Source organism: Microbispora sp. GKU 823 (genome assembly GCF_002027145.1).
Taxonomy (GTDB): domain Bacteria; phylum Actinomycetota; class Actinomycetes; order Streptosporangiales; family Streptosporangiaceae; genus Microbispora; species Microbispora siamensis.
In genome coordinates this window covers 205,615-220,601 of the sequence record NZ_MWJN01000001.1, presented here as the reverse complement: position 1 = coordinate 220,601, position 14,987 = coordinate 205,615, and the positions used below count along the sequence as shown (strand labels likewise).

Genomic DNA, 14,987 nt, shown 5'->3' with positions numbered 1-14,987 from the left:
TGAAATGTCTTTCGAAAGGATTTCGGTGGGCCGACGTCGTTCCGGAATGGTGACGCTCACCGACGTCGCCGCCCGGGCCGGGGTCTCGGTGGCGACGGCTTCCAAGGCCCTGAACAACCGGGCCGAGGTCGCCGAGGAGACCCGCGCCCGGGTGCGGCGGGCCGCGGCCGAGCTGTCCTTCCGCCCCAACGCGCTCGCCCAAGGGCTGATCTCCGGCCGCACCCGCACCATCGGGCTGCTCACCGACGAGCTCGGCGGGCGCTTCTCCATGCCGGTGCTGCTCGGGGTGGAGAACGCGCTGGGCAACGAGGAGATGTCGGTCGTGCTGTGCGACGCGCGCGGCGACGCCATCCGGCGCCAGCACTACATCCGCACGCTGCTGGCCCGGCAGGTCGACGGGTTCGTCATCCTGGGCGAGAGCAACGACGTGCGGCCGTCCCTGACCCGGGACATCCCCGTGCCGGTGGTCTACGTGTACGGCGAGTCCAGCGACCCGGCCGACCTGTCGATCCTCGCCGACGACACGGGAGGGGCCCGGCTGGCCGCCGGTCATCTGATCGCGCTGCGCCGCCGCCACATCGCGCACATCACCGGTCCCGACGTCCTACCGGGCCGCCCGCGACCGGGCCGCCGCCCTGCGCGCGGCACTGGACGAGGCCGGCCTCGACCTGGCCGGTGGCGAGCCGTTCTTCGGCGAGTGGTCGCGCCGGTGGGGCCGCCACGCCACCCGGATGCTGATCACCGCGGCCCCCGAGGTGGACGCGATCTTCTGCGGCAACGACCAGATCGCCGACGGCGCCTGCGAGGCCCTGGCCGCCCTGGGACGGCGCATCCCCGACGACGTCGCGGTGGTGGGCTACGACAACTGGGAGGCGCTCGCGGCCGACTGCCGCCCGCCGCTGACGACCATCGACCTCAACCTCGAGCAGCTCGGCGCCGCGGCGGTCGAGCACCTGTCGGCCGCCCTCGACGGGCACCGCACGTCCGGCGTCGTACGGCGGACGGGGCGGCTGGTGGTGCGGGAGTCGACCGGCCCGCTCCCCCGCCGCCCCGGCAACTGAAATCCACGGAGAATTACCACTCCGCAATTATCGCCAAATATGTCAGAAAAGGTTTTCGCGATGAACCTTTCAGCGGGCTTCAGGCAGCCAGACCCGCATCGTCGCGGGCCCCCGGTTGCCCCAGCGGTGGTAGGGCACGAGCCACAGCACCATCGGCTCCCCCTGCTCCGTCCGGGCCTCCCCGTACGGCCAGCCGTCGTCCTCGGCGACGACGTGACGGGCGGCGACCTCCAGGGACGGCCCGCGCTCCACCGGTGGCGTGGCGGTGCTGACCTCGATCTGCGACAGCAGCGGCGCGTCTCCGGGCGACTCCGCGCAGTAGACCAGGGGCCCGCGCTCGACCGCCACGCACCCGCGCACGGCGTCCACCCGGGGATCGGCGCGGACCCAGCGCGGCGACATCGGGATGTCGAGACGGACCTCCTCGCCCTGCTGCCAGGAACGTTCCCACTCGTGCCGGCCGCCGCCCGCCCAGCCCGGGACGCGCACCGTGATCCGGCGCGGGTCCGCCGGAGCCTCCTCGACGGTCAGCGTCACCGAGCCCGACCAGGGGTAACCCGTGGAGACCCGCACCCGCAGCCCGTCGTGACCGATGACCGACGGCGTGATGTGCTGGACATGGATTCCCCGCTCGTCGGCGGTCGCGAGGTAGGCGGGCAGGGAGGCGAAGGTGCGGGCGAGGTTCGTGGGACAGCACGACACCTCGCGCCAGGGGGCGCGCAGCCCGCCCTCCGCACGCGGGCTGACCCCCTCGACCTTCTCCCCCGGCACCCGCACCTGGAGGGGGTTGGCGTAGAAGAACGACTTCCCGTCGAGGGCCGGCCCGGCGGCGACGACGTTGTAGAGCGTGCGCTCGGCCAGGTCCGCGTAGCGGGGGTCGCCGGTCGCCAGCAGCAGCCGGTGGGCCAGCATGACCGACGCCACCCCGGCGCAGGTCTCGTTGTAGGCGCGGTCGGGCGGCAGCTCGTAGTCGTCGCCGAACGCCTCCCCCGAGTGCCGCGACCCCATGCCGCCGGTCAGGTACGTGCGCCGGGCGACCGTGCGCTCCCACTGCCGCTCGACGGTCTCCAGCAGTTCCTTGTCGCCCGTCTCCACGGCCAGGTCCACGACCCCGCAGGCCAGGTAGAGCGCGCGTACGGCATGGCCGCGGAACACCTCGGCCTGCCGTACGGGCAGGTCGTCCTGGTAGTAGGCGCGGCCGAACTCGATGTCGGCGAGCGCCGGCAGCCCGCGCCGCTCGACGAACCGGCGGGCCATCTCCAGGTAGCGTTCCGCGCCGTCTCGCGGTAGAGCTCGACCAGCGCCATCTCGATCTCCGGGTGCCCGCAGACGCCCGTGCCCTCCATGAACGTCGCGCAGACGTGGTCGGCGGCGCGGCGGACCACGTCCCACAGCTCGTCCTCGCCGTGGGTGCGCTTGCGGGCGATCCCGGCCTGGATCAGGTGGCCGTAGCAGTACAGCTCGTGGCCCCACTCCAGGTCGGTGTACCGCGCGCCGGCCCACTTGGTGTTGAGGTAGCCGTCGGGCTCCTGCGCCGCGGCGACGACGCGGGTCAGCTCCTCGATCCGCGGGTCGCCCGCCCAGGCCATCGCCTCCATCAGCTTGTAGACCTCGGAGTCGCTGAACTCGCGTCCGCGCCGCGGCTCGCCCGCGAAGTTGCCGATCCACCCCACCCGCTCCATCCACGTGTAGCAGTGGTCGATGATCGTCTGGGTCGGCTGCGAGCCCCAGAACCCCGGGAGCAGGCGGACGCCCGGCAGGCTGAGGGGGGTGAGGGCGCCGGAGGAGGGGGCGACGGGACTAACCACGCAAGGCTCCTGACATGAATCCGCGGACGTAGTAGCGCTGCAGGACGAGGAAGAGCAGCAGGCAGGGCACCGCCATGACCATGACGCCGGCCTGCAGCATGCCGTAGTCGATCGCGCCGAACGTCTTCTGCGTCATGCTGACGACGGCGACCGGCAGCGGGAAGCTCGACCCGTCGTTGAGCAGGATCAACGGCGCGAAGAAGTCGTTCCACGAGGCGAGGAACGCGAACAGGCCGACGGTGATCAGGCCGGGCCGCACGGCGGGCAGCAGGATGCCGATCAGCGCGCGCAGCGAACCGCACCCGTCGACCATCGCGGCCTCCTCCAGCTCCTTCGGGACGGCCTCGAAGGAGTTGCGCATCATGTAGGTGGCGAAGGGAAGCTGGAACATCACGAAGACCAGGGCCAGCCCGACCAGGGAGTTCTGCAGCCCGACGTACCCGAGCAGGACGTACAGCGGGATGAGGATGGTGGCGTACGGCACCATGAGGATCGCGAGCGTGGCCAGGAAGAGCAGGTTCTTGCCGGGGAAGCGGAACCGGGCGAACGCGTAGCCGCCGAGCGCCGAGACGACGACGGTGCCGACGACCGTGATCACGGACACCAGGAGGCTGTTGCCGAAGTAACGCGGCAGGCCCTCGCCGAACCGCGCCATCTGCGCGTAGTTGCCGAGCGTGTAGCCGCCGTCCTGTCCCCGCAGCGAGGACCAGCCGCTCCACAGCAGCGGGAACAGGAACAGCACGGCCAGCGCCGACCGGGACGAGTAGTACCTCATCTCAGGACCTTCAACTGGAGGGTGTTGAGCGCGACCAGGACGGCCAGCAGCACGACGGAGATCGCGGCGGCGCCGCCGAGGTCGAACTTGAAGAACGCGTTGCGGTAGATCACCATCACCATCGAGATCGTGCTGTTGTCGGGCCCGCCGTTGGTGAAGATGAAGAACTGGTCGAAGGCGAGCAGCGACCCGGTGATGCTGAGGATCAGCATCAGCGCGAGGGTCGGGCGCAGCAGCGGCAGCGTGATCCGGGTGAACACCTGCCAACGGGACGCGCCGTCGGACCTGGCCGCCTCGTAGACCTCGACCGGGATGGACTGCAGGCCGGTCAGCAGGATCAGCATGTTGAACCCGGCGAAGCGCCAGAGCACCAGCACGATCGTGGAGGTGAGGGCCATGTTCGGCGTGCCGGTCCACTTCACGCCGAGGAACCCGAACGGGCCGACGTCGTTGTTGAGCATGCCGTAGAACAGCAGCGCCGCCGCGGCGAACCCGACCGCGCCGGGCAGGAAGAACGCCGTACGGAAGAAGCCGACGCCGAGCCGGCGCTCCTGCACGAGCAGCGCGAGGCCGAGGGCCAGCGCCGACAGCAGGACCGTGATGATCGCGGTGTATTTCAGCGTGAAGACCACGGCGCCGGGGAACAACGGGTCGTCGGTGATCTTCGCGTAGTTCGCCGGGGCGTTGAACGTCGGCGCATGGCCTGCAGACGACGCGAGCAGCGGCCACCTGTGCAGCGACATCACGACGACCAGCACGAGCGGGGCGAGGAACAGGGTGAGGACGATCACGGCGGTGGGCGCCGCGTAGGCCATCCCGGCCAGCGCGCGCAGGGTGCCCGGACGGGCCGGGGCGCGTCGGCCCCGGCCCGCACGGGCCGCCGTCACATGGACAGTGCCGGTCACTGGGCCTGCCATCACTGCTGGAGGGACTGGTTGACGGACTCGTTGAGCGAGGCGACCTTCGAGGCGTCCCCGAAGACGGCCTCACGCGCCAGCCTGAGCCACGGCCCCTGCGGGTCGTTGAACGTCTGGCCGAACTTCAGCGCGTACGGCGTCCTGCCCTTGGCGACGAGCGAGTTGATCAGCACCACCCGCGGGTCGGCGGACGAGTACTTGTTGTCCGCCAGGTCGGTGCGGGCCACCACGTCCTTGTTCTTGGCCATGACCTCGACCTGGGCCTCGTCGGAGACCGACCAGGACAGGAAGTCCCACGCCTCGTCCGGGTGCTGGGAGGTGGCCGAGATGCCGACCGAGTCGCCGCCGACGAAGGTGGACTCGCCGCCGTCGGGGCCCGCGATGGGCGCGACGCCGATCTTCATGTCCGCCGGCATCGACCCGAGCGTGGTGGACGGCATCGGCATCACGCCGATCTCGCCCTTGGGGAAGAAGCCGGTCCAGGTCGGCCCCTGCTCCTCCTTGGTGGTCGGTCCGGTGACGCCCTTCTCGTACAGGCTCCGGTAGATCGCGAAGACGTCGGTCATCGGCGGCTTGTCCACCAGCGACTGGGTGCCGTCCTCGTTCATCACGTCGCCGCCCGCGGCCCAGACCGACGGCCAGAACGTGAAGACGTAGCAGCCTCCGCAGTTGCCGCCGAAGAAGGTGCCGTGGACCTTGCCGTCCTTGCCCAGCTTCTCCTGCACGGTGGTGGCCTGCTCGGCGAACTCCTTGAGCGTGGTGGGACCCTTCTCCGGGTCGAGCCCCGCCTTCTTGTAGAGGTCCTTGTTCCAGAACCAGACCGACAGGTCGAGGGTGTGCGGCAGCGTGTACTGCCGGTTCTCGTACGTGCCGAGCCGCATGTGCGAGGGGGCCAGCGCGTCCTTGAACGGGAGCTTGGCGATCCGGTCGGTGATGTCCAGGAACAGACCCTGGGAGGTGTAGTTGGGCACGAAGATCACGTCGGCGGCGAAGATGTCGGGGAGCTGCTTGGCCCCCGCCGCCGCCGCGATCCTCGGCTGATAGTTGTCGGTGGGGATGACGGTCAGCTTGACCTGGTTCTTGTGGGTCTTGTTGTAGGCGTCGACCAGGCGCTGGCTCTGCGCCTGGGTGGCGGCGCGGGTCCACATCGTGACGGTGACCGGGCCGCTCGACCCGGCCGATGCCGATCCCGCGGGCTCGCCGCCGCCGCAGGCCGCGAGTGCCGCGGCCAGGAGCGCTGCGGCCGTGATCGCCGGCAGTCGTCTGAACATCGGTGCTCCTTACGGGGGGTGTGCCGTGCTGGCAGGTGCTCCTCGCGTGAAGATCACGGAAAATGACCTAAAAGGTTTTCGGAAACGTAGCCGCAACATACGCCGCCGTCAATGGCATGCCTAGTCCTTGCGTCATCACGGAACGGCGACTATCTTCGGCATGGCCGTAGTCGCCCACATTCTGAAAAGGTTTTACGTATCGATGGCTCCTCCGCAACGACCCGCCACGATCACCGACGTGGCCGCCCTCGCGGGGGTCTCGATCGCGACCGCGTCCAAGGCGCTCAACGGCCGGGGACAGGTTCGCGCGGAGACCCGCAGGCGCGTCTTCCAGGCAGCGGAAGAGCTGTCGTTCCAGCCGAACGCGCTGGCCCGCAGCCTGCTGACCGGGTCCACCCGCACCATGGGTCTGCTCACCAGTGACAGCGTCGGCCGTTTCGGCATCCCCGTGCTGCTCGGCGCCGAGGACGCCTTCGGCGCGGGTGAGATGGCGGTGCTGCTGTGCGACGCCCGCGGCGACGCCATCCGCGAGCAGCACCACATCCGCACGCTGCTGACCCGCCGGGTGGACGGCCTCATCGTCGTGGGCGAGAGCACCGACCCCCGGCCCTCGATAAGCCGCGACCTGCCCGTGCCCGTCGTGTACGCCTACGCGCCGTCCGACGACCCGGACGACGTGTCGTTCGTGCCCGACGACGTGGACGGCGCGGCGCAGGCCGTACGGCACCTGGTGACCCTCGGCCGGCGCAGGATCGCGCACGTCACCGGCCCGCAGCACTACCAGGCCGCCCAGGACAGGGCGGCCGGGGTGACGCTCGCGCTGGAGGAGGCGGGCCTGCCGATGTCCGGCGGCCAGGTCCTGTACGGCGTGTGGTCGCAGCGCTGGGGACGGCAGGCCGCCGAGGTGATCCTGCGCGCCGATCCCGAGGTGGACGCCGTCGTCTGCGGCAGCGACCAGATAGCGGCCGGCCTCGTGGAGGCCGCGCGGGAACGCGGGCGACGGGTGCCGGAGGACCTCGCGGTGGTCGGCTACGACAACTGGGAGGTCCTGTCCACGGAGACCAGGCCCCCGCTGACCACGGTCGACATGAACCTGGAGGTGCTCGGCCGCACGGCCGCCCAGCACCTGTTCGCGGCGATGGACGGGCGGGCGACGCCGGGCGTGCACCGGATGCCGTGCCGCCTGATCATCCGCGAGTCGACCGTCTAGGGACGTCACGAGAAGGGAGGTCATCGAGCTTCGCAGGCACGACGAGCACCGGGTCAGGCGGTCGGCTCATCGTTCACGCGCGACGCGGGTCCACACACACGACAGTGGGCCGGCCCTCGCGCGCCCCCGATCCCCCCTCGGAAGGGCGAACATGATCCATCTGATCCGGAGAAAGACCGTCCTGGCACTCGCGGCGCTGTGGCTGGCGCTCCTGCCCGCGTTCGCCGCGCCCGCGCCCTCGTACGCGGCCACGAAGACCGTGTACATTCCCAGCCGCTGGGCCACCACCGGCGAGGTGCCGTGGAGCAGCGCCAGGACCAAGGAGTCCGCGAACTTCATCCTGCTGTGGGGCGACCGCTCCGGCACCGATCCGCGCAGCGCCCCCTCGCAGTACCGGTTCGACCCGGACAACATGCTGAGCCAGCTGGAGAGCCTCTACTCCTATTACGTGAACACGATGAAGTTCACGCCGGAGACCGGTTACCTGGCAAAATACAAGATCATCGTGATCGTCACGCAGACGTGGTCGAACGCGAACCTCAACGACTGGGCGACCGGCGGCTCCGTGGACGGCGTCGTCGGCGTCATCAACATCGCCCCCGCCGCCGCGCAGCCCGGCTCCTGGGGCCTGGCCCACGAGCTCGGGCACGTCTTCCAGAACTACACGTTCCTCGGCCGGTCCGGGTACGGCTTCACCGACCCCTCCGCAGGCACGTTCTGGGAGACCAGCGCCGAGTTCATGGCGATGCAGGTCTACCCGACCACCGCCGCCGGCGACCTCACCAGGTTCCTGCGCACCGAGAACCTCTACTGGAGCAGCAGCCGCCACCACTACGGCAACTGGATGCTGATGCAGTACGTCAAGGACCGCGACGGGCTCGCCATGTTCAACCGCCTGTGGAACGAGGCCAGGAACACCGAGCACCCGCTGGAGACCTATCGGCGGATCAGCGGCATCACCCAGGCCGAGCTGAACACGCGGGCCGGCGAGTACGCGCAGCGGCAGGTGACCTGGGACTACTCCAACCGGGCGAACGTCATGCCGTTCATCGACAGCCTCTATCCGTTCATCACCGCGTACAACGGGGTGCCCGTGGAGGCCGTCAACGCGTCGGCCGGTCATTACCGGATCCCCGACGCGCTCGCCCCGTCGGACTACGGCTACAACAAGATCAAGCTCGTCCCGGGCACGGACGGCGGGCTGATCCGGCTGCACTTCAAGGGACACGTCAACGCGGCGGCCCAGTCGGGCTGGACGTACGGCTTCGTGGCCGTGAAGAACGGCGTGCCGAGGTACGGCCCGCTGAGCAGCGCGGCGGACGGCGTGATCAGCTTCCAGACCCAGCCGGGCGAGAAGGAGGTCTACCTCGTCGTGACGGGGACCCCCGGCACCGTGCACCACTGGGCCTACCTCGACGGCTATCCGAAGAACTACCGCTACCCGTACGAGTTCCGCGTCGAGGGCGCCGCGCCGTCGGGCTTCGAGCCGGGGTACCCCCGCCCGGCCGCTCCCGCCGGGGGCCACTGGCACTCCAACGGCGGCGGCTGGGTGGACGACCGGGCGAACGTCGCCGCAACCGCCTACGTCGGCCCCCGCGCGGCGGTCTACGGCAACAGCACCGTCAGCGGCAACGCCCGCATCGAGGGCCTGGCCTGGGTCAACAGCGGCGCGACCGTGGGCGGCAACGCGGTGGTGAAGGACAACGCGCTGATCCAGGGCGGGGCGAACCTCAGCGGGAACATCGTGGTCGGCGGGGACGCCGAGCTCTCGACCGCCTGCGGCTCGGGCACCTACCTGATGTTCGATCCCGATCGCGGTTGCGACGGCAGGGGCGGGGAGACCGACGTCAATCCGGCCCACGGCACCTTCACCGACGCCGAACTCGCCATCACGCCGGTGACGTCCAGCCCGAGCCCCTCCCCCAGTCCGAGTGCGAGCCCGAGTCCCAGTCCGAGCCGGTCCCCCGGTCCGAGCCCGACGCCGAGCCCCAGCCCGAGCGCGGGCCCGACGGGCTCCCCGGGTGCGGCCTGCTCCGCGACGTACAAGGTCACGAACGCGTGGCAGGGCGGCTTCCAGGGCGAGGTCGCGGTCACCGCGGGCGGCGCGGCGATCGGCGGCTGGACGGTCACCTTGACCTTCACCGGCGGCCAGACCGTCACGCAGTCGTGGAACGCGGCGCTGACCGGCAGCGGATCGTCGGTCACCGCGCGGAACACCGACTGGAACGGCGCGCTCGCGGCCGGCGCGAGCACGACGTTCGGCTTCCTCGCGTCCGGGGCGAGCACTCCGGTTCCCGCCCTCACCTGCACGGCCCGATAAAGAGTCCCGATCGCAGCACCCGATAGCAAAAGGCGCCTGTCCGGAAATTTCCGGACAGGCGCCTCGTCGCGGTGATCAGTCGTTGAGGTGCTGGCGCAGGTACGACTCGACCTGGTCGAGCGCGACCCGCTGCTGGGCCATGGAGTCCCGCTCGCGGATCGTCACGGCCTGGTCCTCCAGGGTGTCGAAGTCGACCGTGATCGCGAACGGCGTGCCGATCTCGTCCTGGCGGCGGTAGCGGCGGCCGATGGCGCCCGCGTCGTCGAAGTCCACGTTCCACCGGCGGCGCAGCCGGGCCGCGAGGTCGCGGGCCTTCGGCGACAGGTCGGCGTTGCGCGACAGCGGCAGCACCGCGACCTTGACCGGGGCCAGGCGGTGGTCGAGGCGCATCACGGTCCGCTCCTCCATCACGCCCTTGGCGTTGGGCGCCTCGTCGACCGTGTAGGCGTCGAGGAGGAAGGTCAGCGTCGCGCGGTCCACACCGGCCGCCGGCTCGATGACGTACGGCACGTAGCGCTCGCCCGACTCCTGCTCGAAGAACGACAGGTCGGTGCCGGACGCCTTGCCGTGCGCGGTGAGGTCGAAGTCGGTGCGGTTGGCGATGCCCTCCAGCTCACCCCACTCGCCGCCGGCGAAGTTGAAGCGATACTCGATGTCCACGGTCCGCTTCGAGTAGTGGGACAGCTTCTCCTTCGGGTGCTCGTAGAGCCGGAGGTTGTCCTTGTTGATGCCGAGGTCGACGTACCAGCGCAGGCGCTCGTCGATCCAGTACTGGTGCCACTCCTCGTCCGTGCCGGGCTTGACGAAGAACTCCATCTCCATCTGCTCGAACTCGCGGGTGCGGAAGATGAAGTTGCCCGGGGTGATCTCGTTGCGGAACGACTTGCCGATCTGGCCGATGCCGAACGGGATCTTCTTGCGGGCCGACTGCTGGACGTTCAGGTAGTTGATGAAGATGCCCTGGGCGGTCTCCGGCCGCAGGTACGCCAGGCCCGACTCGTCCTCCACCGGGCCGAGGAACGTCTTCAGCAGGCCGCTGAACTGCCTGGGCTGGGTGAACGCGCCCTTGTTGCCGCAGTTCGGGCAGGTGATGTCGGCCAGGCCGCCCGCCGGCTCGCTGCCGTGCTTGGCCTCGTACGCCTCGATGAGGTGGTCGGCGCGGTAGCGCTTGTGGCACGCCTGGCACTCGGTGAGCGGGTCGGTGAAGGTGTCGACGTGGCCGCTGGCCTGCCAGACCTCGCGGGCGAGGATGACGCAGGAGTCGAGGCCGACGACGTCGTCGCGGCCCTGCACCATGGCCTTCCACCACTCGCGCTTCACGTTGTTCTTGAGCTCGACACCGAGGGGGCCGTAGTCCCAGGACGCCCGCAGGCCTCCGTAGATCTCGCTCGACGGGAAGACGAGCCCGCGGCGTTTGGCGAGGCTGACGATCGTTTCCAAGACGTCGGTGCGACGTGCCATCAGTGGAACTCCATCCGGCTGGGTGTCGGCGTTGAGATCGGGGTCAGCGTGCGTTGTCCGCTGAAGCGGGCGGGCCGGCCCGGCCGCCGTGCCGCGGCTGCGGGACGTCCGGCCACCTGCCCGGATCCGTGCTCAAGCTTAGGGGAATCCGGCGCCCCCGCGCTCAAGCCTTGCCCACGGTCCCCGCGCTCGCCCCCTCGCCCGGCAGCGTGTAGACGCCCTCGAAGGCGCTGGGCTCGTTGATCATAAGGGTCATCAGGGGATACATCACCATGCGGGCCGCTGACAGAGCCCGCCGGTAGTAGCCCGCGCCCTCCCACTCGCTGACCACCGCCCACAGGGCCGGCTCGTCCACCGACCTGCCGATCTGGCCGCGCAGGTATCCCGGCTGCGCGGCCAGCAGGTCGAGGATGTCGCGCGCCTGGGCGGCGAACTCGTCGGCGCGGGCGCCCGGCACCGAATAACGGATCACGGCGAGCATGTCGCCCAGCATGCCACCCCTCGCGTACGCCCCGCCGGGGAGGGGGGCGACCCGGGCGGAAGGATCACGGCGGCGACGGGGCGAGGCGGCCGGAAGGAGCACCGCGGGCGACGCGACGGGCGACGTGGGCGGAACAAGCACGGCGGGCGACGCGACGGGGCGAAGATTGGGCGGATGCGCACTAGGCTCGAACGCGTGGGAAGCGAAACCGAACCGCCGCGCCGTCAGGTGCCGGCCCATCCTCTGGCGAGGAAGCCTCCCGCCCGGGGGAACGCGGCGTCCCCGCGGGTGCGGCGGCCGCTGCCGCGGGGCGAGCAGTTCTTCACTCCCGGCGCGACCGGGCTGCGCGCGGAGGTCGAGCGCAAGAGCGCCGCGCCGCTGGTCTTCCTGTTCCAGCAGCCCCGCTGGGTGATCCCGCTGGTCATGGTGGCCCTGCTGATCGCCGGGCTGGTGGTGCCGGACTGGCGTGGCGGGGTCGCCGTGCTTCCGGTGCTCGCGTTCATCGCCTGGCTGGCCTACCTGTCGTGGCCCTCGCTGCGTCCGGTGGGCCGGTTGCTGCGTGTGGCGGTCGCGACGTTCCTGGTCCTCCTCGCCGCCACCCGTTTCGGCCTGATCTGACGCGAACCGGCCTAACCTGGTAGGTCGTAGGGGGCGAAGCCGTACACAGGAGTCCTGATGACGAAGAGCCGTGACGCCGTTCACGAGATCCTCCGCCAGAGCCGGGGGTTCCGCAGCGCGCAGGACGTGTTCGCCGAGATGCGCGCGGTCGGCTCCAAGATCGGCCTGACGACCGTGTACCGGGCACTCCAGTCGCTCTCCGACGCCGGCCGGGTCGACGTGCTGCGCACCGACGAGGGCGAGTCGGTCTACCGGGCCTGCCAGACCGACACGCACCACCACCACCTCGTGTGCCGGGAGTGCGGGCGTACGGTCGAGGTGGCCGGGCCGGACGTGGAGCGCTGGGCCGAGGTCGTCGGGGCCGAGCACGGCTTCATCGACGTCACCCACACCGTGGAGGTTTTCGGCACCTGTTCCTCGTGCGCGCAGGCGGCCGCGTCGCACGCGGAGGCGGCCGGAAAGAGCTGACCCCGCCCCGCGCGGGCTCCCCGAGAGGTACGCTGCCTGCGCCGCGACAGGGACCGCCGCGACAAAAGGGAGATGGCGTGCCGTTCAGCCATGACATGGTGTACTCGCTGGCGACGGTGGTGGACCTCATCAACACCGGCGCGGCGAGCGCGACGGGCTCGCCGAGGTCGGCGACCTGGAGGAGTTCGTCCGCAGGCGGGAGGTCAGCGGGGTCGGGGTGGTGACCCGGCGGGACCTCGCCGAGGTCCAGGCCCTGCGCGAGGAGTTTCACGCCGTGTTCACCGCGCCGGACCAGCCGACGGCGGTCACCCTGCTCAACACGCTGCTGCAGCGCACCCGCATCACGCCGCACCTCGCCGAGCACGACGGCCATCCCCTTCACGTCCACTACTTCGCGCCGGGCTCGTCGGTCGCCGAGCACCTGGCCGCCGACTGCGGCGTCGCCCTCGCCCACGTGCTCGTGGAGAACGAGCGGGATCGCCTGCGCACGTGCGCGGCGCCCGACTGCTCCCACGTCTTCGTGGACGAGTCGAGGAACCGCTCCCGGGTCTACTGCGACAGCCGTACCTGCGGGAACCGCATGCACGTCGCCGCGTACCGGGCCCGCCGCCGCGACGCCTCCTGATGCCGGGCTCCCGCCACCGGCCGGCGTCTCAGCTCCGCGCCACCTCGTTCGGAACGGCGCCGCCGTACCTGCGGTCGCGCTTGGCGTAGATCTCGCAGGCCTGCCACAGGTCCCGTCGGTCGAAGTCGGGCCACAGCTGGTTGAGGAAGACCATCTCGGCGTACGCGGACTGCCAGAGCAGGAAGTTGGAGGTGCGCTGCTCGCCGGACGAACGCAGGAACAGGTCCACGTCCGGGATCTCCGGCTCGTCCAGGTAGCGCGCGAAGGTCTTCTCCGAGACCTTGTCGGCCTTGACCCGGCCCGCGGCGATGTCGCGGGCGAGCCGCACGGCCGCGTCCACGATCTCCGCGCGGCCGCCGTAGTTCACGCAGAACTGGAGGGTCAGCGTGCTGTTGCCGACCGTCATCCGCTCGGCGTCCTCGAGCTCTTTGATCACGCTCTTCCACAGCCGCCCGGGGCGCCCGGCCCAGCGGACCCGCACGCCCATCGCGTTGAGCTGGTCGCGCCGCCGGCGGATGACGTCGCGGTTGAACCCCATGAGGAAGCGCACCTCGTCCGGCGAGCGCCTCCAGTTCTCCGTGGAGAAGGCGTACGCCGACAGGTAGGGGATGCCGATCTCGATGGCGCCCTCGATGACGTCGAACAGCGACGCCTCGCCCATCTTGTGCCCCTCGGTCCTGGGCAGCCCGCGCGCCTTGGCCCAGCGGCCGTTGCCGTCCATGACGATCGCCACGTGTCGCGGCAGCAGGTCACGCGGGATGGCGGGCGGGGTGACACCGGACGGGTGCGGAGAGGGAGGACGGACCATGTACCGAGGGTATTGCGTCCCGACCGGTCCTCAGGCGCGCGAGACGTGCGGATCCCGTGCGGATTCCGTGCGTTCCCCACCTCACGCCGACGCCACCGAGAACGACCCCTAGACCGCCGCAAGGGCCGCGGGGCCGCTCAGATGATCCTCGCTTCGCCTGCGGTCATCCGACCTGCCCACACCGGGGGACGACCCCCGGACCCCCGCGGGGCCGCTCAGATGATCCTCGCTTCGCTTGCGGTCATCTGACCTGCCCACACCGGGGACGACCCCCGGACCCCCGCCAAGGGCCGCTCAGATGATCCTCGCTTCGCTTGCGGTCACCTGAGCGGGCCACTCCCGCTCCACATGACGCAGCGAGCGGATGCCGTGCTCCAGGTGCCACTGGAGGTACGCGGCGACCAGGCCGCTGCACTCGGCGCGGTGGCGGGACTCGGAGGCGTCGGCGGCCGCCCAGTCGCCGCGCAGCAGTGCGATCATCAGCGCGATCGTCTCCGCGGCGGGCACCGCGGCGCCGGCCGGGCGGCAGGCGCCGCACACCACGCCACCGGCGACGATCGCGAAGGCGCGCACGGCCTCCGCGCCGCACCGCGCGCACTCCGACAGCGCGGGGGCGTAGCCCGCCACGGCCAGCGAGCGCAGGAAGAACGCGTCGAGCACCAGCCGGGCCTCGTGGCCGCCTTCGGCGAGCGTGCGCAGCCCGCCGACCAGCAGCAGGAACTGGCGCAGCGCCGGCTCCTTCTCCCCCACCGTCAGCCGGTCGGCCGTCTCCAGCATCGCGGTCCCCGCGGTGTACCTCGCGTAGTCGGCCACGATCGCCTCGCCGTACGGGTGCAGGGTCTCGACCTGGGTGATCACGTCGAGCGACCTGCCGCTGTGGAGCTGCAGGTCGACGTGGGAGAACGGCTCCAGCCGCGCGCCGAAGCGCGACATGGTCCTGCGCACACCCTTGGCCACGCCGCGGACCTTGCCGGTGCGCCGGGTGAGGAGCGTGATGATGCGGTCGGCCTCACCCAGCTTCTGGGTGCGCAGCACGACGCCCTCGTCCCGGTAGAGGCTCACCCCGCCATCGTATGGGTGCGCGCGGGCGTCCGCCCCGCCAGACGGGCATTCGCCACGTTGATGGTCATGAATGGTGAAAATTCGGTAATGATCCGGCGACGA

15 protein-coding genes and 2 pseudogenes are annotated in these 14,987 nt (G+C 70.6%); 8 read left to right on the top strand and 9 right to left on the bottom strand.

The genetic code is table 11. The features are described from left to right. Positions 1-4 precede the first annotated feature (4 nt). Both B1L11_RS49515 and B1L11_RS49510 read left to right on the top strand, forming a co-directional pair. Positions 5-538, top strand: a pseudogene (locus B1L11_RS49515) (LacI family DNA-binding transcriptional regulator); the annotation flags it as partial. Positions 539-635: 97 nt separating this feature from the next. Continuing rightward, positions 636-1,061, top strand: coding sequence for a substrate-binding domain-containing protein (locus B1L11_RS49510; RefSeq protein ID WP_306291580.1), 426 nt, complete (start codon positions 636-638; stop codon positions 1,059-1,061). Between the two features lie 69 nt (positions 1,062-1,130). On the opposite strand, the gene B1L11_RS54415 is transcribed toward B1L11_RS49510, so the two are convergent. The 5 genes and pseudogenes from B1L11_RS54415 to B1L11_RS00990 form a co-directional block, all read right to left on the bottom strand. Beyond that, complete coding sequence (locus tag B1L11_RS54415; protein WP_372974632.1) at positions 1,131-1,463, bottom strand: hypothetical protein; 333 nt, start codon at positions 1,461-1,463, stop codon at positions 1,131-1,133. Between the two features lie 120 nt (positions 1,464-1,583). Next, positions 1,584-2,650, bottom strand: a pseudogene (locus tag B1L11_RS01005) (glycoside hydrolase family 127 protein); the annotation flags it as partial. 211 nt (positions 2,651-2,861) lie between these two features. Then, positions 2,862-3,644 carry a carbohydrate ABC transporter permease gene (locus B1L11_RS01000; RefSeq protein ID WP_079312265.1) on the bottom strand — a complete coding sequence of 261 codons (783 nt, stop codon included), beginning with the start codon at positions 3,642-3,644 and terminating at the stop codon, positions 2,862-2,864. After that, positions 3,641-4,549 carry a carbohydrate ABC transporter permease gene (locus B1L11_RS00995; protein ID WP_256862117.1) on the bottom strand — a complete coding sequence of 303 codons (909 nt, stop codon included), beginning with the start codon at positions 4,547-4,549 and terminating at the stop codon, positions 3,641-3,643. The genes B1L11_RS01000 and B1L11_RS00995 overlap by 4 nt, the downstream gene beginning before the upstream one ends. A gap of 11 nt (positions 4,550-4,560) precedes the next feature. Continuing rightward, positions 4,561-5,832, bottom strand: coding sequence for a sugar ABC transporter substrate-binding protein (locus B1L11_RS00990; RefSeq protein WP_079312261.1), 1,272 nt, complete (start codon positions 5,830-5,832; stop codon positions 4,561-4,563). Between the two features lie 202 nt (positions 5,833-6,034). On the opposite strand from B1L11_RS00990, the gene B1L11_RS00985 reads away from it, so the two are divergent. Then, positions 6,035-7,042 (top strand): LacI family DNA-binding transcriptional regulator, encoded by a 1,008-nt coding sequence (locus B1L11_RS00985; protein ID WP_079312259.1) that lies wholly within the window; start codon positions 6,035-6,037, stop codon positions 7,040-7,042. Between the two features lie 151 nt (positions 7,043-7,193). Next, on the top strand, positions 7,194-9,362 hold the full coding sequence (locus B1L11_RS49505; protein ID WP_079312257.1) for a DUF6055 domain-containing protein: 2,169 nt from the start codon (positions 7,194-7,196) through the stop codon (positions 9,360-9,362). Between the two features lie 75 nt (positions 9,363-9,437). On the opposite strand, the gene B1L11_RS00975 is transcribed toward B1L11_RS49505, so the two are convergent. Beyond that, entirely contained in the window at positions 9,438-10,823 is a 1,386-nt protein-coding gene (locus B1L11_RS00975; RefSeq protein ID WP_079312255.1) for a glycine--tRNA ligase, read from the bottom strand. Positions 10,824-10,986: 163 nt separating this feature from the next. Continuing rightward, on the bottom strand, positions 10,987-11,304 hold the full coding sequence (locus tag B1L11_RS00970; protein ID WP_079312415.1) for an antibiotic biosynthesis monooxygenase: 318 nt from the start codon (positions 11,302-11,304) through the stop codon (positions 10,987-10,989). A 195-nt stretch (positions 11,305-11,499) separates the two neighbouring features. Between B1L11_RS00970 and B1L11_RS00965 the strand changes: the two genes are divergently transcribed. From B1L11_RS00965 to B1L11_RS00955, 4 genes are all read left to right on the top strand, one after another. Continuing rightward, positions 11,500-11,922 (top strand): DUF6703 family protein, encoded by a 423-nt coding sequence (locus B1L11_RS00965; RefSeq protein ID WP_256862116.1) that lies wholly within the window; start codon positions 11,500-11,502, stop codon positions 11,920-11,922. A 57-nt stretch (positions 11,923-11,979) separates the two neighbouring features. Continuing rightward, positions 11,980-12,390, top strand: coding sequence for a Fur family transcriptional regulator (locus B1L11_RS00960; protein ID WP_079312251.1), 411 nt, complete (start codon positions 11,980-11,982; stop codon positions 12,388-12,390). A 77-nt stretch (positions 12,391-12,467) separates the two neighbouring features. After that, on the top strand, positions 12,468-12,614 hold the full coding sequence (locus tag B1L11_RS49500) for a hypothetical protein (RefSeq protein ID WP_256862115.1): 147 nt from the start codon (positions 12,468-12,470) through the stop codon (positions 12,612-12,614). After that, positions 12,566-13,015 (top strand): CGNR zinc finger domain-containing protein, encoded by a 450-nt coding sequence (locus tag B1L11_RS00955; RefSeq protein ID WP_256862136.1) that lies wholly within the window; start codon positions 12,566-12,568, stop codon positions 13,013-13,015. The genes B1L11_RS49500 and B1L11_RS00955 overlap by 49 nt, the downstream gene beginning before the upstream one ends. A 28-nt stretch (positions 13,016-13,043) precedes the next feature. Here B1L11_RS00955 and B1L11_RS00950 read toward each other — a convergent pair whose 3' ends face one another. Beyond that, complete coding sequence (locus tag B1L11_RS00950; RefSeq protein ID WP_079312249.1) at positions 13,044-13,823, bottom strand: isoprenyl transferase; 780 nt, start codon at positions 13,821-13,823, stop codon at positions 13,044-13,046. Positions 13,824-14,117: 294 nt separating this feature from the next. Next, positions 14,118-14,885, bottom strand: coding sequence for a DNA repair protein RecO (gene recO / locus B1L11_RS00945; RefSeq protein WP_079312247.1), 768 nt, complete (start codon positions 14,883-14,885; stop codon positions 14,118-14,120). Between the last annotated feature and the right edge of the window lie 102 nt (positions 14,886-14,987).